The 15,860-nt window shown below is 61.8% G+C and carries 15 protein-coding genes; 4 read left to right on the forward strand and 11 right to left on the reverse strand.

Translation table 11 applies throughout. The annotated features are described in order from the left end of the window. Positions 1-11 precede the first annotated feature (11 nt). Both MRK42_RS06830 and MRK42_RS06835 read right to left on the reverse strand, forming a co-directional pair. On the reverse strand, positions 12-1,115 hold the full coding sequence (locus MRK42_RS06830) for a beta-N-acetylglucosaminidase domain-containing protein (RefSeq protein ID WP_354688952.1): 1,104 nt from the start codon (positions 1,113-1,115) through the stop codon (positions 12-14). Between the two features lie 39 nt (positions 1,116-1,154). Next, the gene (locus tag MRK42_RS06835; RefSeq protein WP_042028431.1) at positions 1,155-2,882 is read right to left on the reverse strand and encodes a potassium/proton antiporter; all 1,728 of its coding nucleotides are present in this window, start codon (positions 2,880-2,882) and stop codon (positions 1,155-1,157) included. Between the two features lie 354 nt (positions 2,883-3,236). Between MRK42_RS06835 and MRK42_RS06840 the strand changes: the two genes are divergently transcribed. Next, positions 3,237-4,508: a GGDEF domain-containing protein gene (locus tag MRK42_RS06840; protein ID WP_354688953.1), complete on the forward strand. Its 1,272-nt coding sequence runs from the start codon at positions 3,237-3,239 to the stop codon at positions 4,506-4,508. A gap of 98 nt (positions 4,509-4,606) precedes the next feature. Here the strand turns inward: MRK42_RS06840 and MRK42_RS06845 are convergent, their stop codons facing one another. From MRK42_RS06845 to MRK42_RS06865, 5 genes are all read right to left on the reverse strand, one after another. Beyond that, on the reverse strand, positions 4,607-4,753 hold the full coding sequence (locus MRK42_RS06845) for a hypothetical protein (protein ID WP_124240348.1): 147 nt from the start codon (positions 4,751-4,753) through the stop codon (positions 4,607-4,609). Next, positions 4,750-5,439: a M15 family metallopeptidase gene (locus MRK42_RS06850; protein WP_354688954.1), complete on the reverse strand. Its 690-nt coding sequence runs from the start codon at positions 5,437-5,439 to the stop codon at positions 4,750-4,752. Before MRK42_RS06850 ends, MRK42_RS06845 begins: the two co-directional genes overlap by 4 nt. 52 nt (positions 5,440-5,491) lie before the next feature. Continuing rightward, positions 5,492-6,619: a succinyl-diaminopimelate desuccinylase gene (dapE, locus tag MRK42_RS06855; RefSeq protein WP_354688955.1), complete on the reverse strand. Its 1,128-nt coding sequence runs from the start codon at positions 6,617-6,619 to the stop codon at positions 5,492-5,494. A 22-nt stretch (positions 6,620-6,641) separates the two neighbouring features. Beyond that, positions 6,642-6,992 carry an ArsC family reductase gene (locus MRK42_RS06860; protein WP_201940207.1) on the reverse strand — a complete coding sequence of 117 codons (351 nt, stop codon included), beginning with the start codon at positions 6,990-6,992 and terminating at the stop codon, positions 6,642-6,644. A 218-nt stretch (positions 6,993-7,210) separates the two neighbouring features. Further along, on the reverse strand, positions 7,211-7,525 hold the full coding sequence (locus MRK42_RS06865; RefSeq protein WP_042072059.1) for a hypothetical protein: 315 nt from the start codon (positions 7,523-7,525) through the stop codon (positions 7,211-7,213). Between the two features lie 285 nt (positions 7,526-7,810). Here MRK42_RS06865 and dcuC point away from each other — a divergent pair, with 285 nt between their 5' ends. After that, positions 7,811-9,187 carry a C4-dicarboxylate transporter DcuC gene (gene dcuC / locus MRK42_RS06870; RefSeq protein ID WP_042028438.1) on the forward strand — a complete coding sequence of 459 codons (1,377 nt, stop codon included), beginning with the start codon at positions 7,811-7,813 and terminating at the stop codon, positions 9,185-9,187. 104 nt (positions 9,188-9,291) lie between these two features. Further along, positions 9,292-10,431, forward strand: coding sequence for a M20 family metallopeptidase (locus tag MRK42_RS06875; RefSeq protein ID WP_354689045.1), 1,140 nt, complete (start codon positions 9,292-9,294; stop codon positions 10,429-10,431). A 76-nt stretch (positions 10,432-10,507) separates the two neighbouring features. On the opposite strand, the gene MRK42_RS06880 is transcribed toward MRK42_RS06875, so the two are convergent. The 3 genes from MRK42_RS06880 to asnS form a co-directional block, all read right to left on the reverse strand. Further along, complete coding sequence (locus tag MRK42_RS06880; protein ID WP_354688956.1) at positions 10,508-11,164, reverse strand: hypothetical protein; 657 nt, start codon at positions 11,162-11,164, stop codon at positions 10,508-10,510. A 125-nt stretch (positions 11,165-11,289) separates the two neighbouring features. Further along, complete coding sequence (locus MRK42_RS06885; RefSeq protein ID WP_354688957.1) at positions 11,290-12,633, reverse strand: anaerobic C4-dicarboxylate transporter; 1,344 nt, start codon at positions 12,631-12,633, stop codon at positions 11,290-11,292. A gap of 365 nt (positions 12,634-12,998) precedes the next feature. Further along, positions 12,999-14,399, reverse strand: a complete 1,401-nt coding sequence (gene asnS / locus MRK42_RS06890; RefSeq protein ID WP_061475530.1) for an asparagine--tRNA ligase — start codon at positions 14,397-14,399, stop codon at positions 12,999-13,001. A 188-nt stretch (positions 14,400-14,587) separates the two neighbouring features. Between asnS and MRK42_RS06895 the strand changes: the two genes are divergently transcribed. Further along, entirely contained in the window at positions 14,588-14,932 is a 345-nt protein-coding gene (locus tag MRK42_RS06895) for a hypothetical protein (protein WP_026457027.1), read from the forward strand. Here MRK42_RS06895 and MRK42_RS06900 read toward each other — a convergent pair. Next, positions 14,929-15,744, reverse strand: coding sequence for a HAMP domain-containing protein (locus MRK42_RS06900; RefSeq protein ID WP_026457026.1), 816 nt, complete (start codon positions 15,742-15,744; stop codon positions 14,929-14,931). The genes MRK42_RS06895 and MRK42_RS06900 overlap by 4 nt on opposite strands. Positions 15,745-15,860 lie beyond the last annotated feature (116 nt).

Genomic DNA, 15,860 nt, shown 5'->3' on the forward strand with positions numbered 1-15,860 from the left:
TCATAGGGACGTCAATCGGTCAGGCAGTCCGGATCGAACACATATTTCCCCTCCAGCCATCCCACGATCTCGTCGACGCAGGCCTGGTCGCGAAACGGCAGGTAGCGCGCCTTGAGGTGGCTTATTTGTTCCGGGGTGAGCTGGGCCAGGCCTATGTCCTGAAACAGTGGCAAGTCGGCGTCGATCATCGCCGAGATCTGCGGACCACAGGTGGCGTTGAGGGAGGCGTGCAGCGCCTTGTCCGGGTCGTACTGCTTGCCGAGCCGATAGCTCATGGGCAGGGTGGCGAGCGGCAGGACCGAGAGGGCGGCCTGCTTCATGGGATTGACCGCATGACCGCTGACGAGATCCGTCAGCTCCGCGGGACGGTTCTCGAAGGCGCGCAGATGCAGGAAGTTGCTCGCCTTGCTGCCATCGTTGACCGGGTAGTTGTCCCACAGGAAGGGCTTGCGCCCGAGCAGCTCGGTCACCTGTTTAAGGTGCGCCGCCGGGTATTCGCTCGAGCAGACCCTGGGGCCGGTCCAGAAGATCTCGAAGCGGCGGTCGAGCTGCTCGCCGATATCTTCCAGATAGCGGGGAGGCATGGCGCCAAACACCTTCTCCAGCACGGGATCGGTCGAGTAGTAGCTGGGGCAGAAGATGAGCCGGCCCGCCTTGCTGTGAGCCGCGATGTCGTGGGCGATGGTGAGCTGATGATGGGCGAGATCCGGGGTATCCCCCTTCATGTCGTCAAACAGCACCGCCAGAATGTCGGGCTGGAGTGTCTCTTCGATGAGACGCACCTTCTCGAGCAGTGCGGGACGCTTTCGTTCGTAATCGTGGTGGGCCCCCATGGGGCTCAGGCCCACCCCGAAGGCGAGACCGTTGTCACGGCACTGCTGAGCGAGGCGGGCCAGGTCTGCCAGCTGTTGTTCTGGCCAGGGCTGGGCCCAGTGCTTGCGCAGATAGCCATCCTCTTTCGGGGCATAGATATAGAAACCATAGCCGTGGCGAGGCAGCCACTGGGCATAACGGGCGCGTGCCTGCCAGCTCCATCCCTTGCCAAAGAATCCTTCGATCACCCCCAGATTGGGGAAGGGGGCTTGGGGGCCGGACAGCATGTTTTGATATGGCATAACTTCTCTCCCTTCTCGTTTGGAGGTCGGGACCCGGGGTTACACCGGATCTTCTTCCTGGAAACGCACCCCGATTTTGCTCGGCACGCTCTCGTCCATTTCGGCCACGGTCCAGATCAGGCCCTGCCATTCGATGTTGTCACCGACCACCAGATTATCGCCCAACAGGGAGGCAATAAAATCCCCCAGCGTCTGATCCGCCACCTCGCTCACATCAAGCCCGTAGAGGGGGGCAAGATCGATGAGGCGGGCGGAGGCTTCCAGCAGGAAGTCACCGAAGAAGCGCGGGCCCAGATCCTGCTCCGGCGCCTGGCTGAACAGCTGGCCGAGGGCGGGGAGGTCGTGCTCGTGACCGATGACGCAGAGGATGTCATCGGCCAGCAGGCAGGTACTGCCCGAGGGGTGCAGCAGCTCGCGGCCGCGAAACAGGGCGCTGACCCGGGTGCCGGCGGGCATCTTGAGATCCCTCAGCGGCGAGCCGATGCACCACTTCTCGGCCCCCAGCCGGTAGACGAAGGTCTCCCACTGGCTGTCGAGATCGATCTCGAGGCCGGAGCGGTTGATGGGGGACGGGGGCGCCGGCACCTCGACTCGTGCCAGCCTGGAGGCCAGCGGCAGGGAGCTGCCCTGCAGGATGAGGGAGACCAGCACCACGAAGAAGGCCACATTGAAATAAAGCTGGGCATTGGGCAGCCCCGCCATCATGGGGAAGACCGCCAGAATGATGGGCACGGCGCCGCGCAGCCCCACCCAGGAGATGAACCAGCGCTCGCGGGGGGCAAAGTTCTTGAACGGCAGCAGACCAATCCAGACCGAGACGGGGCGGGCAAACAGGATCATCCACATCGCCAGCGCCAGGGCCGGCAGGGCGATGGGCAGCAGCTTGTGGGGGGAGGCGAGCAACCCCAGCACCAGGAACATGCCGATTTGGCTGAGCCAGGTCAGGCCGTCCAGCACCGACAGTGTGCTGCTGCGACTGCGCAGGGCGAGGTTGCCGAGCAGCAGACCGGTGAGATAGATGGCGAGGATGCCGCTGCCCCCCACCGCCGTGGTGAGGGCGAAGATCAAGAGGCCACCACTGACGGTGAGCAGGGGATAGAGGCCGGGAGCCAGTTTGGCGTTGTTGATGAGCTTCCACAACAGCCAGCCGCCGGCCAGGCCGATGCCGGCCCCCATGCCAAATTGCTGGAGCAGTTGCAGCAGCAGGAAACCGGCATCCAACCCCTGCTGGGCGGTGGCCAGCACCTCGATCAGGGTGACGGTGAGAAACACTGCCATGGGATCGTTGCTGCCCGACTCTATCTCCAGGGTCGCGCTGACCCGCTCGTTGAGGCTGCGCCCGCCAAGCAGGGAGAAGACTGCCGCCGCATCGGTGGAACCGACGATGGCGCCGATCAGCATCCCTTGCAGCAGATTGAGGTCAAACAGCCAGGCGGCAGCGAGGCCCGTCAGGCCCGTGGTGATGGCAACGCCCACGGTGGCAAGCGACAGAGCGGGCCAGAGTGCCACCCGAAACGAGGAGACCCGAGTGCGCATGCCGCCGTCGAGCAATATGATGGCCAGCGCCAGGTTGCCCACCAGATAGGCGACCGAGTAGTCGGCGAACTGGATGCCACCGGGTCCATCTTCCCCCGCCAGCATGCCGACGGCGAGAAAGATCACCAGGATGGGGATGCCGAGGCGGGAAGAGAGAGCACTCAGCAAGACGCTGGCTCCCACCAACAGGGCACCGATGAAGAAGAAACTGTTGATGGTGACGGCATCCAAGGGCGAACTCCTTCCTGGCTGGTGTAAAGTAGGCACATTATATGCAGCAAATGTGACAATGTGGCGATTTTGTGTCTCGAATTTGCAATTCATTACATTTCTCCGCCTCTGGCCGGACGCAGTCTGTCGGTATGCCTATGAATCCCTTTCCTCGACCCCGCCGACATCCTGCCATCCCGGAAGCGGTTTTTGTCCTATTTCTTTCCTCTCTCAATTCGCGTCGTCCGCCCGATATGTGGCCCCCATCCGGTTTTCGAGATGACTACTGCTCGAAGTGTTAATAAAAAACCGTTTTCTCAGCGAACTGAGGTATATTCCGGCCATGATGCAATTGACGCTTGGATCGGAATAATAATGTTACAACTCAGACGGTTATGGTGGCTCCTTGCCCTCTTGATGGTGACCTCGCTGCTCCTGGTCGCACTGTTTGAGTGGGGCCCCAGACGCCATCTGGTGATAGTGCCGAGTGACAACTGGGAGATCGCTACCATCGACGATCGCCCCACGGGAGGCGACTCGGTAGCAACTCTGGTGGCGCAAGGCACCGGGATGACGTGCGAGCTGGGGAGCAAATACCGCTGGCCCTATTGCGAGCTGGCGATCACCCTCACCGCCCCCGAACAGGGGATCGATCTCTCCGATTTCGATAACCTGATCCTGCAGCTGGAAGGAGAGGGTCCGAGTGACGCCGCCTGGCGTATCTATCTGCGCAACTACCACCCCGACTACTCCCGGGCCGGGGATCCCGTCTCCCACAAGGTCAACGCCATCCTGTTCGACCCCAAACAGTACCCGGGGCGGGTCGAGATCCCCCTCAAGCTCTTTACCCCCACCACCTGGTGGCTGACCGACTACGACATTCCCCTGATGCAGCAGGGCCAGGATCTGAGCCGGGTCTTCGCCATCGAACTGGCGACCGGCTCCGGGGCGGCGCCGGGCCACTATCAACTCAAGGTGGAGACGCTGATCTTCGAGGGGCCCTGGATGTCGCCCACCCTCTTTTATCGCGCCCTCTTCATCGGCTGGAGCCTGTCGGTGATCTCCCTGCTGCTGATGGATTATCTCGGGATGCGGCGGCGCCTGGCAAAGTTAAGCAGGCAAGCCAGGCAGACCATGGCGCGCAACCGGGATCTCGAGCTGGAGTACCGGATGGCCAGCAACCAGGTGCGATATGACCCCCTGACCGGGGCATTGAGTCGCTATGAGGGGGAGTCCCGACTGGTGCACCACGGCGGCGAGATGACCCTGGTGTTTATCGATATCGACCACTTCAAACAGATAAACGACAGCCACGGTCATCCGGTGGGTGACGAGGTGCTCAAGTGCCTGGTGAGCGAGTTGCTGCTGCAACTGGAGGATGGGGACATGCTCTGTCGCTGGGGCGGGGAGGAGTTCGTATTGCTGTTGCCCGGGCGCTCATTGGCCTGGGGCCAGGCCCTGGCCGAGCGCCTGCGTCTGACGATGGTCGAGAGTCGCAACTGGCCGCTTGGGGTGGCAGTCACTGCCTCGTTCGGGGTGGCAAGCCGCCGGCCTGATGAGCCGCTGCTCAAGACGTTGCAGCGCGCCGACATGGCGCTCTATCGCGCCAAGGGGGCGGGGCGCAACCGGGTAGACGTCGCCGACTGAGGCGGATAAAAAGCGGCGGCCAGTCTCTGCTGGCCGCCTGTGAAGCGTGGTTGTGGCCCGGGATGCCGCCATCCATCGGACCGGGTTTATTCGCGAAGTCAGTCGTCCTCGTCATCCTTCACTTCGCGGATCTTGTCCTTGTACTTGGGCAACTGCTTTTCCAGCTGTTTCATGTCCTTGATGGCATTGAGAAACAGTCCGAGCAGGAAGAGCAGTGGCAAGCCTATCCAGAGCCATAAATTCATAATGTCGTCCTCTCGTCACTCTCGATAGTCACATAACGGGCCAGGATCTCGTCGAGATGGGCCAGTATGGTCTCCTTGCCTTCAATATCCGCCTGTTGCAGGCAAAGTGCCAGCGCATCCGGTTCGAGGCGCAGCTCCCGTGATTCGGGGGCAAAACTCAGATGCCAGGGTTCATAGGCAACGCCCTGGCCAGCCCCGACCGGTTTGTCATACGGCAGGAAGAAGCCAAAATCGTTCATCCGTTCGCCGAGCCATTCGCTCAGGTCGGCAAACCAGCCCCCCTCCTCGTACTCCCAGGGCTCCAGCGCCAGCTTGGTATTGGCGGGCAGGCAGTCCGGATCGTAGATATCGAGATCCGTGCCCCAGTGATGGCGGCTGGTGCCCGGCAGGGCGCTCCAGCGCAGGATGGCGTGCAGCCGCTCCTCGTCGCTCAGTTGCAGGGCGTCGATGGGCTGGCTGGCGGCATCCAGCAGCGGCCGCTCGCCGCGCCACTTGCCGTTCCAGATGGCGAGCTGGCGCGCGAAGCTGCGCCAGCTGGAGGCCGCCTGCAGGTTGAAGCCGTCGTGGGCCGCTGCCACCTGCATGTCGTTGAAGGCCGCCGCGGTGGCGGCGGTCAGGCGATGGGGCCCGCGCCCCATCAGGATAAGATGGCTCTCGTCGAGCCCCAGCAGTTGATCCTGGGTCATATCACAGTCCCTCCGATGGGTCTTGGAAGAGAAAAGCGTTGCTGGTCCGGGTTCACGCCAGCAACCGCGTCAGTACCCCTTGATACATGTCCGCCAGGAGATCCAGATCTTCGGCCTTCACGCACTCGTTCACCTTGTGGATGGTGGCGTTGACCGGACCCAGCTCAATGACTTCCGCCCCGGTGGGGGCGATAAAGCGCCCATCGGACGTTCCCCCCGTGGTGAGCAGAGCCGGCTGCTGGCCGTTGACCTGCTCGATGGCGCCCACGGTCGCCTCAAGCAGAGCACCGGTGTCGGTGAGGAAGGGCTGGCCGGAGAGGGTCCACGTGAGCTGATAGTCGAGGTCGTGCCGCTCCAGCAGCGCCTCGACCCGCTCGCGGATATCCGTGTCGGTGAGTTCGGTGCTGAAGCGGAAGTTGAACTGGACGTGCAGCTCTCCCGGAATGACGTTGGAGGCGCCGGTGCCGGCCTGGATGTTGGCGATCTGGAAGCTGGTGGGGGGGAAGTAGGCGTTGCCCTCATCCCACACGGTGGCAGCAAGTTCCGCCAGCGCCGGCGCTGCCTTGTGGATCGGGTTGTCCGCCAGATGGGGGTAGGCCACGTGGCCCTGCACCCCGCGCACCAGCAGATCGCCGGTGATGGAGCCGCGCCGGCCGTTCTTCACCACGTCGCCCACCTGATTGGTGGAGGAGGGCTCGCCGACGATGCACCAGGTGATCTTCTCCTGGCGCGCCTCCAGGGTGTCGATTACCCGGGTGGTGCCGTTGATAAAGGGGCCCTCTTCATCTGAGGTGATGAGAAAGGCAATCGATCCCTGATGATCCGGATGTTCGGCCACGAAACGCTCGGTGGCCACCACCATGGCGGCCAGCGCCCCCTTCATGTCGGCGGCGCCGCGCCCGTACAACACGCCATCTTGAATGGTCGGCTCGAACGGCGGGGTGTGCCATTTATCGAGCGGCCCGGCCGGTACCACGTCGGTGTGACCGGCAAAACAGAATAGCGGCCCTTCGCTGCCACGCCGTGCCCACAGGTTGGTGGTGTCCTCGAACACCATGGGTTCGATGACAAAACCAAGACGAGCTAGGCGTTCGCTCATCAGGGTCTGGCACCCTTCATCCAGCGGGGTAACGGAGGGGCGGCGGATCAGATCCTTGGCCAGTGCGATGACGTCCGACATCGGTGTTCCTTAAATGCAGAGGTTAACGAGAGAAGAGGGATTGGTAGTGGTCAGCCTTGAACCCCAGGGTCAGTTCGCCATCGCGGTCCAGCAGCGGGCGCTTGATCATCGCCGGGTGCGCCAGCAGCAGGGCACGGGCCTTGTCGTTGTCGAGCCCCTGCTTCTCCTCTTCCGGCAGGGCGCGGAAGGTGGTGCCACGAGTGTTGAGCAGGGCTTCCCAGCCGAGTTTGGCGAGCCAGCCATCCAGCGCGGCCGGATCCAGGCCATCGGCCCTGTGGTCGTGAAAGCGGTAGTCGACACCAGCCTCATCCAGCCACTTGCGGGCTTTCTTGATGGTGTCGCAGTTTTTGATGCCATAGAGGGTGGTGGCCATGGGGAGTCCTTGTCTGCGGGCACAGGCCCTGAAATCGGAAACTTGAGATCGATACGGGAAATCAAGGAGAGGCACGATTCTGGCATTGTGGCGATCCCAAGGCAATCACCGGGGCGCGTCAGTTGGCCGTTGCAGAGCGGAAAATGGCGGGCAGCCAGGGGGCTGATAGCCAAAACGCGCCATCGGGCGCGTTTTGGAGGAGGGAAGGAGCGGCAAGATCAGTGCAGCGTGGTCCACTCGTGATCAAAGACCCGGGCACGTTCCCAGGGAGCGTCCGGCAGACTGGAGGAGAGGCCGGTATATTTGCCCACATCGTCCACCACGATGGCGGAGAGGATCGGCAGATTGTTTTCGGTGCAGTACATGCGAATACGCTGCAGCAGGGTGCGCAGCTCGTCCTGGCACTGTTCCAGCCCGGCCTGTCTGGCCAGTTTGGAGTAGCGAATGGTGGTGCGTTCCCTTGCAGACTCGATGAGGATGTCCCACAGCTTGTAGTCGCAGCTTGAAGTCTCTGCGGTGGCTTGGCTTGTCATAACTCTCTCCGGTGCGAAATGGTCGCTAGGTGTCGATGCGCATCTTGGCGGCTTCAGGGCTCTCTGATGTTGATCCAACGCAAAAAAGAGACCAGTTATGTCGCACGATTCGTGAATAATCTCAGGCAATATGCATGAATCAGTTTAAATATCGAAATTTTGTTAACTTACCGACATATTACGCTGCTAAATGGCGGCGAGTTCACCTTTATTGATGGGGATCAAAGGCTGCTGGCAGAGGGCACACTAGATTTCGCTTTTCGATAAATCTGTCAGGAGTCTGTGTTGGAACTTCTATTCGTCCTGTTCGTCCTGGTGGCCGTGGTTTACGGCATCATCAAGGATTACAACCCGCAAGCCGTGCTGGCGCTGGCGGGCATGGCCATTTTCACCCTGGCCTACTGGCTGGGACTGCACCCCATACTGCCTGCCGACAAGAGCACAGGCTTCGCCCTGTTCGACCTGTTCGAGGTGTTCAAGGGGATCTTCTCCTACCGCGCGGCGGGCCTCGGTCTCACCATCATGGCGGTGGCCGGCTTTGCCACCTACATGTCCCACATCGGCGCCTCTCAGGCGCTGGTGCGGGTGGCGGTCAAACCGGTGGCGGGCATTCAGTCCAGCTACCTGATGCTGGCCATCTGCTACCTGGTGGCGGTGTTCGTCTCCCTGTTCGTCACCTCGGCGACCGGCCTTGGCCTGCTCTTGATGGTCACCATGTACCCCGTGATGCGCAACCTCGGCATCAGCCCGGCCTCCGCCTGCGGCGTCATCGCCACTTCCCAGGCGTTCGAGATTGGCCCGACCCAGACCAACGCCATCTTCTCGGCCGGTCAATCTGGCATGGATCCCACCAGCTACTTCGTCGACTACCAGATCTGGCTGGTGGCCCCCATGCTGCTGGTGACCATGGTGCTGCACTTCTTCTGGCAGCGTCACTGCGATCGTAAAGATGGCTGGGATCCGGCCTTGCATCGCGGCGAGCACGCCGAGCTGGACGAGAAGGGAACGGACGAAGTCAAGGCGCCGACCTGGTATGCCCTGCTGCCCATCATTCCCTTCGTGCTGATGATGACCTTCTCCAAGCTACTGGTGAGCGATATCAAGATGAGCGTGGAAGTGGCCATGCTGTTGTCGGTCTTCATCGGCATGTTGTGCGAGCTGCTGCGTTCACGCTCGGTGCGTACTTCCTTCGCCGGCCTGTCGAGCTTCCTCGACGGCATGGGCAAGGTGTTCGGTCCTGTGGTGGCGCTTATCGTCTGCGCCGAGCTGTTCGCCGAGTCCCTCAAGGCCATCGGTGCCATCGACACCTTGCTCCATTCGGCCAGCGACGCCGGCATCGGCAGCGGTCTGATGACCCTCGTCATGGTGGGCCTCATCATGGTGGCAGCCGTCATCATGGGCTCCGGCAACGCGGCCTTCCTGAGCTTCTCTACCCTAGCGCCAGCGGTGGCGGCCAAGTTTGGCGTGCCGGCGGTGACCATGTTGCTGCCGATGCAGCTGGCCTCCAGTATCGGGCGCAGCATCTCCCCCATTGCGGCCGTGGTGATTGCCTGTGCCGGTATCGCCAAGGTGTCGCCCTTCGTAGTGGTGAAGCGCACCAGTGTGCCCATGGCGGGGGCGCTGATCACCGCCCTGACACTCAACTACCTGCTGTTTATGTAATGGTTTTTTGACGGTATTGGCGAGGCGGGCAGCCAGGCTGCCCGTCTCTTTCACTCTGTTGCCGACGATGGCCCCCTCATGGGGGCCGTTGCATGGAGAAGATGATGACCGATGTAAAAACACCCTTTTCCCTCGAGACTTATCTGGCGGATCTGGCCCCCCTCATCAACCTGGATTGCGGCACCCGCACCCCGGCCGGGGTGGCCAGGGTCGCCGACATCATGACCGAGAAATTCGAGTCCATCGGTTGGCAGGTGCGCCGTCACCAGTTCGCCGCCGAATGTGGTCCCTGTCTCGAGATCACCAATGCGCCGGGCGCCGATCACTACGATGTGATGCTGATTGGTCACATGGATACCGTCTTCCCCGAGGGGACGGCGGCCAAGCGGCCGCTGAAAATCGAGGGCAATCAGGCCTTTGGCCCCGGGGTATCGGACATGAAGAGCGGTTTGCTCTCCCTCTGGTATGCCCTCAAGGGGATGGACCCGGCGGTGTTGGCCAAGCTCAGGGTGCTGGTCTGCTGCAACTGCGATGAGGAGATTGGTTCCCCTTGGTCGAAAGAGTGGCTGGTGGAGAGGGCCCGCCAGAGCGCCTGCGTGCTGGTGGCCGAGGCGGCTCGCCCGAACGGGGATCTCATCAGCGCCCGCAAGGGCAATGCCAAGTACCGGATCACCTTCCATGGCAAGGCTTCCCACGCGGGTTCTGCACTGGCGGAAGGGATCTCGGCCATCACCGAGCTCGCCAACTGGGTGCTCGCCATCAACCAGCAGGTCAACATGGAGACGGGCACTACCATGAACGTGGGGGTGGTACAGGGGGGCACCGGGGTCAATGTGGTGCCGGACTATGCCGAGGCCATCGTCGACCTGCGTTTCTGGAGCAATGAAGAGGCGGCCGCCGTGCACGACAGGCTCGGCTTTATGGCCAAGAACCCCTTCCTGCCGGGTTGCCGGGTCGAGGTGGATCGCCAGACCTTCAAGCCGGCAATGCGCCCGAGCGGCGACACCCAGGCGCTGATGGCACTGGTGGAGGCGGCGGCCAAAGAGGAGGGGATCCCCTTCAACTGGCTGGAGGCGGGCGGCGGCTCGGATGCCAACTTCACCGCCGCGGCCGGAGTGCCCTCTCTTGATGGCTTTGGCCCCATGGGTGGCGGTTTTCACTCCGAGGCCGAGTTTTTGCTGCTCGATAGCATAGCGCCGCGCATTCGCCTGCTGCAGCGGGTGCTGGGCAAGCTGGCCAAATAGTCCTGAGCAAGGACCATGAAAACGGGAGGCGGATGCCTCCCGTTTTTTATCTCTGCGATTGGCCAGAAGGGGGGGCTCACGCCTCCTCTTCGGCCAGGTAGGCGAGGGCTCCCTCCTGCGCCACCTGCCAGTGAGCGAGCCGCACGGGGGCGCTGAACCCGGGGCCATCGGTCACCATGGTGTGAAACTCCCCCTGCTCGCCGCAGGCGTCGAAGCCTTGGCTTGCCGCCAGCTGCTGCAACTCGGCGATGGTTTCACCATCGAGTACCCGGCCGACCCAGTCGGGCGTCAGGAAGCGGGTATCGACGCAGGAGAGGTGTGCCACTATCCCGCGGGTCAGCAGATCCGCCAGCAAGTCGTCACGGGATTGTTGCCAGAGCGGGGTATGAACCGTTATCCCGAGCGGGCGGCAGCGCTCGCGGATCCAGTTGCTGGCGCCCCCCACGCTGTCGATATCGCCGGTGACCACCCCATCGATGGCCCACTCCCGGCGTAGCTGGGCCAGCGCATCCTCATAGCCTCGCTCGAACGGCGCTTCGATGGTGACCAGCCGGTGGGGGAGCGCGAGGGCGGCCGCCTGGCGGCGAATCTGATGCAGTGGATGGGCGAGAAAGCGAGGTTCGGGCGGCGCAAAGGTCACCAGTGCCGCCACCTGATGGCCCTGTTCACGGGCATGGCAGAGGGCCTGCATGGCATCTTTGCCGCCGCTCCAGAGCAGGATGACGCGAGACATGGGGTTCCATTTTTGTGAAAAAAGAGAGGAAGCATGCTACTAGGGCGTCGACTGCTTGGCAAAGCAGCACGGGCCCAAAATGACAAGCCCCCGATGACGGGGGCTTGCGGGATGGGAGTGTCCGGTTACAGCAGTATGCTGGTCAGGATATAGCCCAGGGTACAGGAGGTGATCACCCCGATAAGACCCGGGATGATGAAGCTGTGGTTGATGATGAACTTGCCGATGCGGGTGGTGCCGGAGCGGTCGAAACCGATACAGGCCAGATCGCTCGGATAGGTCGGCAGCACGAAGTAGCCGTAGCTCGCCGGCAGGAAGGCGATCAGCAGCTTGGGTTCGACACCCAGCGCCAGACCCATGGGGGCGATGGCGGTGAGGGCTGCGGCCTGGCTGTTCACCAGCTTGGAGATGAGGAACAGCACCAGGGCGTAGGTCCAGGGTTGGGCCTGCACCACGTGGGCCAGGGTCTCCTTGAGTAGCGGCATGTGGGCCTGGAAGAAGGTTTCGCTCATCCAGGCAACCCCGAATACGGAGAAGATGGCGACCATGCCGGCCTTGAACACGGCACCGTTGGAGATCTCGCCCGGCTTGACCTTGCAGATCATCAGGATGAAGGCGCCGGCGATCAGCATCATCATCTGGATCACCAGGTTCATGGAGAGGGGACCTGTCTTCTCCTTGATGGTGAAGACGGGACGCAGACCCTCATAGGCACCAAGCATCACCACGGCTGCGATGGCGGCGAAGAAGATCCAGGTCGACCAGTAGGCCTGTTTCGGGAACTTGGTATTGAGCAGGGTTTCACCGCCGCCATAGATGAAGGCGCGCTGTTCCGGATCCTGGATCTTGGCCTGGAACTCCTCGTCCTTGTCCAGATCCTTGCCGCGACGCAGGCTCCAGAGGGCGGCGACGATGACGCCGGTCAGGGAGGAGGGAATGGCGACCATCAGGATGTCCAGCAGACCGTAGGCCTGGCCGATGCCGTGGGCCGCCGCCAGGATGGAGACCATGGAGACCACGGCCACCGAGACAGGCGAGGCGCAGATGGCCATCTGGGAGGCAACGGAAGCCACCGCCATCGGACGCTCGGGGCGGATGTTCTTCTGCAGCGCGATGTCGGCGATGATGGGGAACATGGTGTAGACCACGTGGCCGGTACCGCACAGGAAGGTGAGGGTCCAGGTGGTGAGCGGAGCCAGTATGGTGATGTATTGCGGGTGGCGGCGCAGCAGGCGCTCTGCCACCTGCATCATCAGGTTGAGACCGCCGGCGGTCTGCAGGGTGGCGGCACAGCCGATCACCGCCAGAATGGTCAGCATCACCTGTACCGGCGGCTCGCCCGGCACCAGACCGAACACGAAGGTCAGCAGGAACAGACCGATACCACTGATGAGACCGAGTCCCATGCCCCCAAAGCGGGTACCCAGCAGCAAACAGCCGAGTACTACCAAAAATTCCATCAAGATCATTCCATTACCTCGTGTAATTGAATCCATGCCTGAGTTGTGTCGGGCTCATGGATCTGAATAGCCCGTTTTTTATTTAGCCCTAAAGGGTTAGTTGGTATTTTGCCCGCCGGAAAAGGGCAAAAAATTGAGATACTTCAATAAGTCGACGTTTTCTGATTTAACGCCTTAAAAACCACGTATTAACTTAATTGTCATTTTGCTGTGCCGGAGCAGGTACGTATGACACTTGTGGTCTGGCGGAAAGTGGATAAATACCGTACGACTTTGCAAAACCCAAGGACAGGATGGGGTCAGCGGCCGGGTAGGGGGGAAGCAGATAGCAAAAAGCCGACCCTGGGGTCGGCTTTGTCGGCAAAGGCCTGTAATCAGAACTCTGCGGTGCGTGGGGTACGCGGGAAGGGGATCACGTCGCGCACGTTGCCCATGCCGGTCACATAGACCACCAGACGCTCGAAGCCCAGACCAAAGCCGGAGTGCGGCACGGTACCGTAGCGGCGCAGGTCGCGATACCACCAGTAGTCTTCCTTGTTCAGACCCATCTCGGCCAGGCGGGCATCCAGCACGTCCAGACGCTCTTCACGCTGGGAGCCACCGATGATCTCGCCGATGCCCGGGGCCAGTACGTCCATGGCGGCAACTGTCTTGCCGTCGTCGTTGAGACGCATGTAGAAGGCCTTGATGTCTTTCGGGTAGTTTTTCACCACCACCGGAGACCTGAAGTGCTCCTCGGCCAGATAGCGCTCGTGCTCGGAGGAGAGATCGATACCCCAGGAGACCGGGAACTCGAACTTCTTGCCGCAGTTTTTCAGCACTTCGATGGCGTCGGTGTAGTCAATCTGGGCGAAGTCGGAGGCAACGAAGCGCTCCAGACGGCCGATAGCGTCCTTGTCCACGTGCTGGGCGAAGAACTCCAGATCGTCGCGGCGCTCGGTCAGCACGGCGTTGAAGACATACTTCAGCATGGCTTCGGCCAGGGCGGCGTTATCTTCCAGATCGTTGAACGCCACTTCCGGCTCGACCATCCAGAACTCGGCCAGGTGACGGCTGGTGTTGGAGTTTTCGGCGCGGAAGGTCGGCCCGAAGGTGTAGACCTTGGAGAGGGCGCAGGCATAGGTTTCGGCGTTCAGCTGGCCGGATACGGTCAGGAAGGCCTCTTTGCCGAAGAAATCTTCGTTGTAGTCCACCTTGCCTGCGTCGGTACGCGGCAGGTTTTCCAGATCCAGGGTGGAGACACGGAACATCTCGCCGGCACCTTCGGTGTCGGAGGCGGTGATGAGCGGCGTGGCAACCCAGATGAAGCCTTGCTCGTGGAAGAAGCGGTGGATGGCCTGTGCCAGGCTGTTGCGCACCCGGGTCACAGCGCCAACGATGTTGGTGCGCGGACGCAGGTGGGCCTGCTCGCGCAGGTACTCGATGCTGTGGCGCTTGGCGGCCATCGGGTAGGTGTCCGGGTCTTCGACCCAGCCGACCACCTTGACCTCGGTGGCCTGCAGCTCGAACGCCTGGCCGCTGCCCTGGGATTCGGCAACGACGCCGGTCACTTCCACGGAGCAGGCGGTGGTCAGACGCAGCACTTCATTCTCGTAATTGGCCAGGGTATTGGGGACGACGGCCTGTACCGGATGGAAACAGGAGCCATCGGAAATGGCCAAAAATGAGATCCCCGCCTTGGAATCACGGCGAGTCCGGATCCACCCTCGTACAGTCAGGGTGGTGCCAACCGCATGTTTACCGGTCAGCACATCTACTACGGATGCGTGCGTCATCGAAATATTGTCTCCAGCTTGTTCTTGCAGCGCTATGGGTCTGGCCCGGGCATTCAAGGGCCCATCATGGCAGACTAAGCCGTTAATCTTACCCGCGCAGGTTTGATAAACAAGCAAAAATGTCGGACTCTGCTGGGGTTTGCAGCATGTTTTGCGCGAGACGAGAGTCATCAACGCAGGAGAGGCGGGTGAAAGAGCGACGACGTGGACCGGATTGGCTGACCAGGGTATTGCGAGGGCTGGTGCTGCTCTGCTGGGGCGGCTTTATCGTGCTGCTCTCCCTCTATCACTATGCTCGCCCCGAGATAGCCTACGGCTTTCTGGTTTATGGCGGCATTGAAGTGCGAAACTACTGGGAGCCGGCGTTGACCCCCTGGCTGGTGTACGGATTGTGGGGATGTTGCGCGCTCACCCTAGGGGTCTTGCTGCTGGAGCGCAAGCGCAGCCGGCGTCGGGACGATGCCCGCCATATCAATCTGGCCATCCTGTTGCTGATTTTGCTGGCCAGCCTGCTTTTTTATTACGTCGGTTAGCCCGCTGCCCGGTCGTTCTCTTCGTCCGGCTTCTTGGGGCGCTTGCCCAGTTGGCGCTCCACGCTGTCGAGCATCTGGTTGTAGGCGAGCGCTACCCGGCCAATCTCGTCACCGTCGTCCCCCTCCAGGCGGTGGCCGAAGTCGTGCAGATCGGTGGCCTCCTCCATGGAACGGGTCAGCTGGTTGAGGGGGCGAACGATCCAGGTGCGAATGACCCAGAGGGTGAGCAAGAGCCCCAGGCCGAAGATGACGGTGAGGCTCAGCGCCGAGGTGAGGATGTTCTGCTCGACCCGGGTAAAGAGGGAGTCGAGGGAGTAGTCAAAGCGCACCGCTCCCAGCACGCTGTTTTCCGCCACCTGGTGGCAACTGGTGCAGTCGGTGCCGCGAAAATCCTTTCTGGCCAGCAGCGGCTGGGTCACCACCAGCCGGCTGTGCATGCCGTCGTGTACCACCTCCAGACTGCCTTTCCCCGCCAGCGCCAGCTCATCGAACCTGTCTTTGGGCTGCTCGCTCTCGAAGCCGGGACCATACTGCTTGCTCACCCCCTCGCCGCGCACGATGCGGGCATCCTCCACATGGGCGTGCTCCAGAAACTTGGTGCGCAGGGTATCGCGGGCATCCATCTTGCCGGTCAGCATCAGCATGTTGAGGCCGTCGAAATAGGCTTCGGTTTGCTCGCGGCTCTGCTCCTTGATCAGGGTCAGGATGAGGTCGCGCTCGCGCACCGCCTGATAGGCCGCGGAAAAGACCAGCACCATGGAGAAGATGAACAGCAGGAAGAAGTTGATTTTGGCAGCAATGGAGAGGCGCATGGAGAGTCGATCTGTATGGTAAAACCGCTACAGTCTACCCTCCCGTGCGCCTCAGGTCTGGTGTTTTGCTCACATTCTGGCTAATGGGCCCAGATTAAGTTGCCATTGCAATGCAA

The organism is Aeromonas sp. 19NY04SH05-1, from assembly GCF_040581895.1.
GTDB lineage: Bacteria > Pseudomonadota > Gammaproteobacteria > Enterobacterales > Aeromonadaceae > Aeromonas > Aeromonas enteropelogenes.